Raw genomic sequence first — 11,447 nt, forward strand, 5'->3', positions numbered from 1 at the left:
TGAGCCCAGCGAGCTACCGAACTGCTCCACCCCGCGTCGCAACAACTACTTTACCTGCAGGTGAATGTCAGGCCAAATCCACGCGACGTGACATCCGTCTCGTTCGCCGCGGGCTCGGGGAAAACGAAGACCGGGCCAGCCCTGGTGGGGGCTGGCCCGGTCTTGCAAATCCCGGCGAGCCAAAATCGGTCCGCTCGAGAGTCAGCTATTTGCTCGGCGAGGGCGACGGCGTCGGGCTCGCCGAGGGGCTGGCACTCCCCGACGGCGCCGGGGTGACGCCAAGCCGGGACTGGGCGTCGAGCGCCTTCTTGATTGCCGCGGACAGGATGCTCTGCTGGGCGCCGTATCCGGCGAAGTCGCCCTTGGCCAGCGCAGCTTGACCATCCTGGATGGCCTTGTTGGCCTGGTCCAGCGCGGCCTTCAACTGGGCCTGCGCATCGGCAGTCGCCGGTGGCGTAGTAGTCCCCGGCGGAGCGGTGGTCTGGCCGTTGTTGGCCGAGTCGCCCGCCGAGGCTCCTGAGTCTCCCCCGAAGAGGATCTTCAACGCACCGTCAAGGGTGGGCGCGAAGCCCACCTTGTCGCCAAAGGCCACGAGCACGCGTTGCAGCGTCGGGTACGACGTCTCACCGGTGGACTTCAGATAGACCGGTTGGACATAGAGCAGGCCTCCGCCCACCGGCAATGTCAGAAGGTTGCCGTTGAGCACATCGGAGGCACCCTGCCTGAGCAGGTTCAGTTCCCGCGACACTTCAGGATCGGAGTTGAACTTGTTCTGGGCCTGGCCCGGACCCGGAACCTGGGTATCCGTTGGCAACTGCAGTAACCGCAACTGGCCGTAGGTGTCCGCCTTCACCCCCTTCTGGCTGCCGGCGTCGGAATCGGCCGCGAGGAAGCCGTACAGGATGTTACGGGCGGCGCCGTTAACCACCTGCGGGATGAAGGAGGACGTCAGCTGGAAGGCCGGCTTGGTCTGGTCTGGCATCTGCAGGGACATGTAGAACGGAGGCTGCCGCACGGGATCGGTCACTGTGGGATCGTTCGGAACGCTCCACGCGTCGTTGTTCTGGTAGAAGCTGTCCGCATTGGTCACATGGTAACGGCCAAGCAACTCACGCTGGACCTTGAACAGGTCCTCCGGGTAGCGGACGTGGCTCATGAGCTGACCGGACATCTCCGAGTACGGCTTGACGGTGGTCGGGAAAATCTTCTGCCACGATTTCAGGATGGGGTCCTGGTCATCCCAGGCGTACAGCGTGACCGAGCCGTCATAGGCGTCAACGGTGGCCTTGACCGAGTTCCTGATGTAGTTGACGGCGCTGTTCGGCAGGGCTGCCGTGCGTCCGGAGGTGGTCTGGGAATCGGCCGTAGCGTTCCCCAGTTGCTGCTGCTGGGAGTACGGGAAGTACTGGCTGGTGGTGTAGCCGTCCACGATCCATTTCACCCGGCCGTCGACCACCGCGGGATAGGCGCTTCCGTCAACCGTCAGGTAGGGAGCAACCTTTTGAACGCGATCACGCGGAGTGCGGTCGTAGAGGATCTGGGACTTCTCGTTGACGCCATCGGACAGCAGCAGGTCGGAGGACTGGAACTTAATGGAGTACAGGAGGCGGTTGAACCAGTTGCCCACGTTGGGGCCGCCGTTGCCGGTGAAGGTGTACTGGGTTTCAGTTGAACTGTCCTTGCCGGCCGGCCGGTCCTGTTCCCGGTGCGGGGCCCCGTCCGGGGCGCCGACCACCGAGTAGTCGGGCGAACCGGCACCGAAGTAGATGCGGGGTTGGTAGCTTGCGTCGCTGCCAAGGGTGCCCATTGAGGGGATTCCGGACAGCAGGAAGTCCGGCTTGCCGTCAACTGTGAAGGTGTTGCCCTTCGCGGCCACTACGCCGTAACCGTGGGTGTAGACGATGTGCCTGTTGACCCAAGTCTGCTGGCTGGCGTTCAGCCCGTCCTGGTTCAATTCGCGGACAGCAATCACGGTGTCCTGGGTCTTGCCGTCCACGGTGTAGCGGTCAACGTTCAGGGCCTTGGGGAATTGATAGTACGGACGGTACTGCTCCAATTGGGAGAACGCCGAAGAAACGAGGTTCGGGTCCAACAGGCGGATGTTGGCCGCAGTCTGCGCATCCTTGGCAAGTGCTCCCGTCTTCGCGTCCGTAGTGGCGTTGTACGGGCTGACCTTGATCTTGTCCAAACCGTAGGCGGACCGGGTCATGGAGATGTTGCGGTCGATGTACTTGTTTTCCAGAGTCTGCTCAGAGGGGCGGACTTGGAACTGCTGGATGACCCACGGATAGACGCCGCCGGCAAGGATGGACGTGATGATCAGCATGGCTGTGCCAATCACAGGCAAGCGCCAGCGTCCGATCACGGCAGCCACGACGAAGAGGATGGCCACCAGGCCGGCGGCAACGGCCAGGATGGTCTTGGTCGGGATCACGGCATTGACGTCGGTGTAGAGGGCGCCTGCCCAGTGTCCGCCGTTGTTCTGGACGGTGCTGTAGACGTCAAGCCAGAAGTTGACTCCGAGCAGCAGCAGGAAAACGGCACCGGTCACGGCCAGGTGGATCTGGGCGGCACGGCTGGTGAAAATGCCGCGTTCCATGAGCCGGATGCTCCCATAAAGGTAGTGCGTCAGGATTCCCGCGATTCCGGCAATCACCACAACACTCATGAGGAAACCCGTGACAAAGCCAAGGAACGGCAACGTCATGAGATAGAAGCTGATGTCCAGGCCAAACTGGGGATCGGCTTGCCCGAATGGGACCTGGTTGAAGAACAAAAGCACCGATTGCCACTGGCTCGCGGCCGCGCTGCCGGCAAAGAGTCCGAACAGCACGGGGATGCCGATCATGACCACGCGCCGCACGGGCTCAAGCTGGGCCTGGTACCGGTTCAGGTTGTCCCTGACCTCGGAATCCGGAGCGTAGACGGGCCGTGCATGGTAGGCAACGCGGATTGCGTAGAAGACCGGCACGAACATCAGGACAAAACCGGCGAGGAAGATCAGGATCTTGGCAAGGTTCTCCCGGAAATAGACTTCGAAGAAGCCCAGCTGCTGATACCAGAGGACGTCTGTCCACACGTTGGCGAAGAAAATGAATCCCACCACGGCGACGGCGACGATGATCAAAGTTGGAGTGAGCGCACCCCGTCTCCGCTGCGGTCTACCGGGCGGGCTGGTGCTGGCTGGACGGGACAAACTCGATACCTCATCGCTGGTCGTCAGTTAACGGTCGTCAGTGCGTGTGTTCGTCGGCCCCGGTGCCTGGTAGTAATGGCGGAGGGCCGTCATTAGTGCCACGAGTGGCGGTGGAGCTAAGTTCCATCATCAGTCTAATTGTTGGAGCATGTCGGAAGGCGGGACACATCCTGGCCGGAACCGAGTCGCTCCACAGCTGATTTTGCGTCCGCCAGAGTGTCCACCTTGACTACTTGAAGTCCGTCCGGAACGTGCCCTACAACTTCGTCGCAATTGGCGGCCGGCGCGAGGAAAAGGGTTGCACCGCCGTTGCGGGCTCCGCGCATTTTCTGGGCGATTCCACCAATGGGTCCCACCGCACCGTCCGGCGAAATGGTCCCAGTGCCGGCCACATGCTTGCCGCCCGTGAGGTCTCCGGGGGTGATGCTGTCGATGATGCCCAGTGCGAACATCATGCCGGCGCTCGGTCCGCCCACCTGGTCGAGGGAGATTTTGACGTCGAACGGGAACGTGAACTTGTACTGAAGCAGTACGCCCAGGATGTATTTGCCGTTTGAGCCCTTGCCGGGAGTAATGCTCACCGTCACCGGCTGGCCGTTACGGTCGACGACGACGGCGGCAGGCGCGCCCGCCCCTTCGGCCAGTGCGGTTTGGACGACGTTGAGCGACGTGACCGGTTTGCCGTTGATCGACGTGAAGACGTCTCCCGTCTGCAGCTTTCCTGCCGAAGCCGAACCGTCGGACAACCCCGCGACTGCAAGCTTCTGGCCGTACGGAATGTTCTCTTCCTGGAGGGCCGCGGCTATCGCATTCTCCTGGGACGTGGTCATGGCAAGCGCGCTTTCCTGTTCGGACTGCTGCCGGGTGGTGCCTTTGGGGTAGAGGAGCTCTTCGGGGTACACGGACTTCGAACCGTCCAACCAGGCTTGGAAGGCCGCGAAAATGTTCACCGGGCCGTTGGGGCCGCCGTTGATGTAAACGGTGGTCAGGTCCAGGTTTCCTTTGGCGGGATACGTCGGGTGCCCGGTGACGGTGATGACCGGCTTGTTGTGGTCCGTGCCCAAGGTGTTGAACGTCGGTCCGGGAGATTCAATGACATAGGGAACAGGGAGGACAGCAGCGGCGATTCCCAAGACTATGGTCAGGGCCCCGGCGACGAGCATCGCGACGTACCGGCTGTCGCGGCGCCGTTCGGGTTGTGGAGCGTCGGGCGTTTCCTGCCCCGGTTCCCCGGCAGCACCGTGGCTCGGCAAACTAGTCAATGAAGGACCTCTCCGCGCGGGAACCGTATGTCCGACGCTACCGTTTCGACCTCCTCAGCGTGGAGGCGGTAAAAATACCAACGATTCACCCTACTTGCTGTGCGTGCCAGCGGTGCTTTGCCTAGAGCGAACGACGCGTTCTTGAGGCAGACAGCCCCCGGCCATCGCGGTACCTTGAAAGTGATCACCAGTCACACCGACGATCGGCGGCACCATGACTTCCAACCCCAATACTCCCTCCAATGGAGACGATTCACCCGTGGATCCCTTGGCGGAAATGCTGAAGAACCTGATGGGCGGGCAAGGCATGGGCAACATTGACCCCGCCGAACTGGCGAAGGCCGCAGGGCTGCCGAACGATCCCAACATGCTGCAGCAGATGTTCGCCCAGGTGCAGGCCATGATGAGCTCAACTTCGGAGGGCCCTGTCAATTGGCAGCTTGCCCACGAGAATGCGCGCCGGGTTGCTGCGGCGGGCGCGGATCCGTCGGTGAATGCCCAGCAGGCCCGCGAGGTCGACGAAGCGCTCCGGCTCGCAGAGCTCTGGTTGGATCCCGTCACCGATCTTCAGGCAACGGGCCTCATCGGCCGCGCTTGGTCCCGTGCCGAATGGGTGGAAGCCACCCTTGCTACCTGGAAACGGCTCACGGAACCGGTGGCCAACAGCATCGCCAATGCCCTGTCCGACGCTCTCACGCAGCAGATGCCTGAAGAAATGAAGGCCATAATGGGCGGTACCTCGTCCATGCTGCAGAACATGGGCGGAGCAATCTTCGGCATGCAGCTGGGCCAGGCCATCGGTGCCCTGTCGGCCGAAGTGGTCAGTTCGACCGACATCGGCGTTCCGCTCGCTGATCTTGAGATGGCCCTGCTGCCGGCCAATGTGGCGAAGTTCGGCGAAGGCCTGAGCGTCCCGGAGAGTGACGTCCGGCTGTTCCTTGCTGTCCGCGAAGCCGCGCATGCCCGGCTTTTCGTGCAGGTCCCATGGCTGCGCGGCCACCTCCTTGGAGCCATCGAAGCCTACGCCCGCGGAATCCACATCGATTTGTCCCGTGTCGAGGACCTCGCCCGGGACATCGATCCCGGCAATCCCGCGGGGATCCAAGAAGCGCTGTCCCAAGGCGTCTTCATGCCCGAGCGCACTCCCGAACAAGCGGCAGCCCTGGAGAAACTCGAAACTGCCCTGGCATTGGTGGAAGGTTGGGTGGACGAACTTACGGCCGCCGCCACCGAGAAGATGCTGCCGTCCGCCGTCGCGCTTCGCGAAACCGTGCGGCGGCGCCGCGCCACGGGAGGACCCGCCGAACACGCGTTCTCCTCGCTGGTGGGGCTCGAGCTGCGCCCGAGGCGCCTGCGCGAAGCGGCCCCCTTGTGGGCCGCGCTGAAGGACGAACGTGGAATCGCCGGCCGCGATGCCATCTGGCAGCACCCCGATTTGCTCCCCACGGCACATGACCTCGACGATCCGGCGGGCTTCACCGAACGGCGCCGCCTGGCTGAAGCCAGCGACACCGAAGTGGATGATGCTCTGCAGAAGCTCCTCGAAGGTGGCTACGACGCTCCGAAGGATGAGGAGAAAGAGGCAGACAGTCCCGAGGCTCCGAAGCCTGAAGACGGAGAATCGACTGACGACACCGAGCCCGGAGGGCCCAAAGCTTAGCGGCTCTTCAAGCGCCTAATCGGCGTCGGCGTCCCGGCCCCCGGCTGGTGCGCCGGCGCCTTCTTCATCAGGTCCAAGCCCCCGCGAGGTCGCAAAAGCGACACCCTCAAGGAAGGCCTTGGCCCGCTGTGTTTCGGGATAGGCCTCGAGCAGGCGCCAAAACGCGGCGTTGTGCCCGGCAACCAGCAGATGGGCGAGTTCGTGGAGCAACACGTAATCGATGACCCATTGCGGCATGGCCTGGAGCTTGTCCGAGAGCCGGATGGTCCCGTCCGCTGGAGTAGCCGAACCCCACCGTGACCTCTGGTTGCCGACCCAGCGGACCGACGTCGGGCGGGCCCGCCCACCCAGGTACTTTGCGGACAGTTCACCGGCATGGGCCGCGAGGGCAGCATCGCTCGCGGGTTTCCTTCCACCCGGGCGCCGGGCGCCCCTCTCCCCCTGGCGCTTGAGCTTGTCCAGCATCCGCCGGACCCATTCGTTCTCTTGGGCCTTCGTGAAATGGGCGGGGATCGCGACAACGGCGTTTCCGTCCTCCCAGAAAGCCGCAACGGTACGGCGACGGCGGGCTGAGCGACGAACGACGACGGGCGCGCCGTCCTCAGTTGTCAGCGGCGACGCGGGCTGGGCCGTGAGCCGGGGCACTAGGCGGATCCGCTCTCGACCAGAACCGCCAGCACGGCTTCGCCGTACTTTTCCAGTTTGGAGGGCCCGACACCGGCGAGATTTGCCAGTTCCTCAAGGGACGCCGGCCGGGCCTCGGCGATCGCCGTCAAGGTCGCATCCGTGAAGACAACGTAGGCGGGAACGTCGTTGCTCAGGGCCTCTTCCTTGCGCCATTGCCGCAAAGCTTCGAAGGTCTGTTCCTCGTACGTCGGCGGACATTGGCTGCAGCGGCCCACTTTGCGTTCGGCGCCCGTGGCGAGCATCGTGCCGCAGACCCTGCACGACGCCGGCGCTGCCGCCTTCCGCCGAGGCGTGGCGCGGCTGCGCGCGCTGGCCCCGAGCACCGAATCCGGGCGAAGGCCGTCGAGGAAGCGCGAGGGCTTGCGGTTGGCGCGGCCGCCTGGCGTGCGTGCCGTGGACCAGGACAGATTCAGGTGCTCCCGCGCCCGCGTGATCCCGACGTAGAGCAGCCGGCGTTCCTCGTCAACGCTCTCAGGGGTGTCGGCGAAGGAAATGGGCATCAGGCCCTCGCTCAGGCCCACCAGGAACACGGCATCCCATTCCAAGCCCTTCGCGGCGTGGAGCGATGCGAGCGTCACACCTTGGACGGTGGGTGCGTGCTGGGCCACCGACCGTTCCTGGAGTTCGTTGACGAACTCCATCAACGTGAATTCCGGCCCGCGGCTGACGACGAGTTCGTCCGCCAGCGCCACGAGGGCTGCCAGCGACTCCCAGCGTTCGCGGAGTGCGCCGCCACTGTGCGGGGCGGAGTCCGTGTAGCCGAGCGAAGCCACGATGTCCCGGACCAGTTGCCCGAGTGGCTCCTTCGCCGAATCCTCGGCAACGGCACGCGTGGCGGCGCGCAACTGCAGGATGGCGTCGCGGACTTCCTTGCGCGCAAAGAACCGCTCGCCGCCCCGCAACTGGTAGCCGATACCCGCCGAGGCAAGGGCTTGCTCATACGCTTCCGATTGGCCGTTCGTGCGGAACAGCACAGCAATCTCGCTTGCCTTGGTACCGGCGTCGATCAATTCCCGGATCCGGCCCGCGACCACGGCCGCCTCGGCCTCGTCGTCGGGACACTCCATGAACCGCGGCTCTGGTCCGGACGGGCGCTGGGCAAGCAGCTGGAGGGGTTTTGCCCAAGCGGCATCGGCAACCATTCCGCCACTGCGGCGGGAGCCCAGGAGATCGTTGGCCAACTTCACTACTTGCGGCGTGGAACGGTAGTCACGAACCAGTTTGACCACCGTTGCCGAAGGGTATTGGGCCTTGAATCCCAGAAGATGCTTGGGGGAAGCCCCCGTGAAGGAGTAGATGGTCTGGCTGGCGTCGCCCACAACGCAGATTTCGTCGCGCCCGCCAAGCCACAGTTCCAGCAGCCGCTGTTGCAGCGGGGAAACGTCCTGGTACTCATCCACCACAAAATGCCGGTACTGCTCGCGGACCGTAGCTGCCACTTTCGGGTCTTCCTGGAGGATGCCCACGGTGATCAACAGGACGTCCTCGAAATCGATGACGTTGCGGTCAGTCTTTACGTCCTCGTAGGACTGGAAAACCCGTGCGACGGCTGTCAGGTCGAAGCCTCCCGGGGTGCCCCGGCCGTGCGCGTTTTCAAGGTAGTTGGCGGGCGTCAGCATGGAAACCTTGGCCCACTCGATCTCGGCCGCGAGGTCACGGATGGAAGCACGGTCGGTACTCAGCCTGAGCCGCCGCGCGGCTTCGGCGATCATGTTCGCCTTGTGGTCCAGCAGGTTCGGCAGGACGCCGCCGATCGCCTGCGGCCAGAAGAACTGCAGTTGCCTCAGCGCTGCGGCGTGGAAAGTTCGTGCCTGGACGTTCCCCACGCCGAGGTCCCGTAGCCGGCTGCGCATCTCGGCGGCGGCCCGGGAGGTGAACGTGACAGCCAAGAGGCGCTGCGGACTGTAGACGCCGGAGTGGACGCCATAGGCGATTCGGTGCGTAATAGCCCGGGTTTTTCCGGTACCAGCTCCGGCGAGGACACACATGGGTCCCTTGAGGTTGCTGGCGACCTCCCGCTGCTCGGCGTCAAGGCCGCCAAGGATCCGGTCCTCGAGTGAAATGGTGTCGCCGAAAATGCCGCCTGTCACTGCTGGAGGTCCTCGATGACGCCGCCGTACCAGTGCTCGATCAGGGAACGCGCAATCGAAAGCCTCGTTGAGATGGTGATCTCGCCGCTGAGCACCGCCTCCTGGAGTTCCTCGCGGCTGAACCAGCGCGCCCGGGTGACCTCGACGCCGTCGGGCCGGGCCTCGACGTCGTCCGTCGTGGCGGTGAACCCGAGCATGAGAGAGGCTGGAAACGGCCACGACTGCGAGCCGAGGTACTGGCAGGCGGTGACCCGTATGCCCACTTCTTCCCCGATTTCGCGAACAACTGCCTGTTCAAGCGACTCCCCTGGCTCAACAAAGCCGGCCAGCGTGGAGTAATTCTTGGCGTCAAGCGGCCCGCCGCCACCCAGGAGCAGCCTGCCGTCGGATCCGACCACGGTAACAATGATGGCCGGATCGGTCCTCGGATAGTGCTCCGACTGGTCGCGCGGGCAGCGCCGGACCCAGCCGGCGGCTTCGATTTCCGTGGGAGTCCCGCACTTCGGGCAGTGCGTATGGGTGGCATGCCAATTGGAAATCGCGCTGGCCTCGACAAACAAGGCGGTGTCCATGGCACCAAGGCGGCCGGCTACCTCCCGGAATCCCGCCCAGGAGGCGCCGGACGGAAGGCCGGCGACTCCAGGCGAAACCGGCTCAGACGGGACGAACAGGACGATTGGAGTTTGCGCCGACAAAGAGGAATCGGCCAGAGTCCGGCCGAGATAGATGGCAGTGAGCGGTCCGCCGGCGGCCTGAAGGGATTCAAAGAGCGGCGCGGCCTCGCCAAACCACAACTTGTCCTCGACGACGAGGGCTTGGCGCTCCGACAGCACCATGGCCTTGGCCGAGCCTGACGAGATCACTCCGTCAAGCATCCCCGGTTTCAGCCGCTCGGCAGATCCGCGGTCAACCATGGCAGGGCGCACCGGAAGAACGGTATCGATAAGGTGGTTTGCCGGCGCCTGGAACTCGGTGAAACTCATGTACCTACCGTACTGACTCGCACCGACAATTGACATTTGGATCGTTCAGCGGGGCAGGCCCGCGGACCCTGTTTTCCAGTGGATCTGAAGACTCGCCGCACTGCCTCGCTGCGACGGGCGCTTGTCAATCTACCGTGGAGGCGTGAGAAAAACACCGTTCGAACTGGCCGCTATAGCTACTGCGGCGGTGCCCGGCCTGACGCCGATGGCTGCCGCCTCCGCCCCGGATGATGCTGCCGATTTCGATTCGGCGCTTCTCCTGGACGCCGACGGCAAGCGCTGGCGTGTCCGTTCGCCGCGCCATCCGGAAGCCAGCGCCCGGCTGGAAACCGAATTCATGATTCTGCGGGCTTTCACGCCGGCCATCCGGGCGGAGCTGCCCTTCTTGATGCCCACTGTGGCCGGAACCGTTCGCCAAGGTGCGCTGAGCACCTTTGTCTACGCCCACCTGGCCGGGGCCACCCGCAGCATCGAAGAGTTGTCCACCTGCAGCGATGCCTTGGCCAAGGAGATCGGCACGGCGCTGGCCGCCGTCCACGACCTTCCCCAATCCCTCGTCAAGAACGCCGATCTTCCCAGCTATACGGCCAACGAATTCCGCCAGCGAAAGTTGAACGAACTGGACCAGGCCGCCACCACGGGCAAGATTCCGCCCTCCCTGCTCCGACGCTGGGAGCACGCGCTGGAAGACGTGGCCCTGTGGCGCTTCAACCCGTGCGTGGTCCACGGCGACCTCCATGAAGACAATCTGCTGGTCCACGGCGACAGCGTGTCGGCGGTGACAGGATGGACCGATTTGCGCGTCGGCGATCCTGCCGATGACTTCGCTTGGCTCGTGGCGTCAAACGAACAGAAGTTTGTTGAATCCGTCCTCCGTCACTACACGGAAGCCAGACGGGATACCCCTGACAGCCATCTGCTGCGGCGCTCGGCACTTCTCGCTGAATTCGCCTTGGCCCAGTATCTTGTCAAGGCCTTGGCTGCCGGTCACAGCGAGATGACGACTGAAGCCGAGGCGATGCTCAAATCCCTCGCCGAGGACATCGAACAGCAGGAAGCGTTGCTGGCCGAGGAGGCCGAGGCCGCCGCTGCGGAGCGCGCCGCCGCTGCGGAGCGCGCCGCCGCGGAGAGGCTGGCGGCGCCGCCAGTTGTCATTGTTTCGGAAGCAAAAGCTCCGGCGGGCGGCCCAGCGAAGCCCACAGTGAGCGTCACAGCCATCCCGGAGCCTGCTCCCGACGACGTTCCCGAGCTTCGCCCCGAACCCGCCGCCACCACGGCCTCGGTCCCCGTCCAACGGCTGGAGCCCGAGGCCTCCACGGCCTCGGTCCCCGTCCAACGGCCGGAGCCCGATGCCTCGGCGGAAGCCGCCGGGAAGCCTGCAGATGCTTCAGTGACAGGGACCGCCTCGACGCCGGCGTCGGCCTCCGAAGCGGACGACACGTCGACGACGGCCCTCCCGGTAGTGGAGAGCGCGCCGCTCCAGGACGCCAAGGACCGTTAGTGCCTCCCCGGGCAGGCTGCCCGGGTTTCGGTAGCCTAGCGGTTTCGGTTGCCTAGCGGTTTCGGTTG

Annotated in this window: 7 protein-coding genes; 2 read left to right on the forward strand and 5 right to left on the reverse strand. The window is 64.4% G+C overall.

Features of this window, described 5'->3' with window-relative positions:
• Nucleotides 1–205 precede the first annotated feature (205 nt).
• Both L0B83_RS03425 and L0B83_RS03430 read right to left on the reverse strand, forming a co-directional pair.
• Entirely contained in the window at nt 206–3,196 is a 2,991-nt protein-coding gene (locus L0B83_RS03425; protein ID WP_234756997.1) for a UPF0182 family membrane protein, read from the reverse strand.
• 134 nt (nt 3,197–3,330) lie between these two features.
• Nucleotides 3,331–4,458 (reverse strand): YlbL family protein, encoded by a 1,128-nt coding sequence (locus L0B83_RS03430; RefSeq protein WP_372461128.1) that lies wholly within the window; start codon nt 4,456–4,458, stop codon nt 3,331–3,333.
• 214 nt (nt 4,459–4,672) lie between these two features.
• Here L0B83_RS03430 and L0B83_RS03435 point away from each other — a divergent pair, with 214 nt between their 5' ends.
• Entirely contained in the window at nt 4,673–6,118 is a 1,446-nt protein-coding gene (locus tag L0B83_RS03435; protein WP_234756999.1) for a zinc-dependent metalloprotease, read from the forward strand.
• Nucleotides 6,119–6,133: 15 nt separating this feature from the next.
• On the opposite strand, the gene L0B83_RS03440 is transcribed toward L0B83_RS03435, so the two are convergent.
• Genes L0B83_RS03440 through nudC form a run of 3 tightly spaced genes read right to left on the reverse strand, consistent with a single transcriptional unit; the run spans nt 6,134 to nt 9,878 of the window.
• Nucleotides 6,134–6,763 (reverse strand): M48 metallopeptidase family protein, encoded by a 630-nt coding sequence (locus L0B83_RS03440; protein ID WP_234757001.1) that lies wholly within the window; start codon nt 6,761–6,763, stop codon nt 6,134–6,136.
• The gene (locus L0B83_RS03445; RefSeq protein WP_308193949.1) at nt 6,763–8,895 is read right to left on the reverse strand and encodes an ATP-dependent DNA helicase UvrD2; all 2,133 of its coding nucleotides are present in this window, start codon (nt 8,893–8,895) and stop codon (nt 6,763–6,765) included. The genes L0B83_RS03440 and L0B83_RS03445 overlap by 1 nt, the downstream gene beginning before the upstream one ends.
• Nucleotides 8,892–9,878 (reverse strand): NAD(+) diphosphatase, encoded by a 987-nt coding sequence (nudC, locus tag L0B83_RS03450; RefSeq protein ID WP_234757003.1) that lies wholly within the window; start codon nt 9,876–9,878, stop codon nt 8,892–8,894. Before nudC ends, L0B83_RS03445 begins: the two co-directional genes overlap by 4 nt.
• Nucleotides 9,879–10,020: 142 nt before the next feature.
• On the opposite strand from nudC, the gene L0B83_RS03455 reads away from it, so the two are divergent.
• On the forward strand, nt 10,021–11,379 hold the full coding sequence (locus tag L0B83_RS03455) for a phosphotransferase (RefSeq protein ID WP_234757005.1): 1,359 nt from the start codon (nt 10,021–10,023) through the stop codon (nt 11,377–11,379).
• The last annotated feature ends 68 nt before the right edge of the window (nt 11,380–11,447 follow it).

This window comes from Arthrobacter alkaliphilus (assembly GCF_021483235.1).
Classification (GTDB): domain Bacteria; phylum Actinomycetota; class Actinomycetes; order Actinomycetales; family Micrococcaceae; genus Arthrobacter; species Arthrobacter alkaliphilus.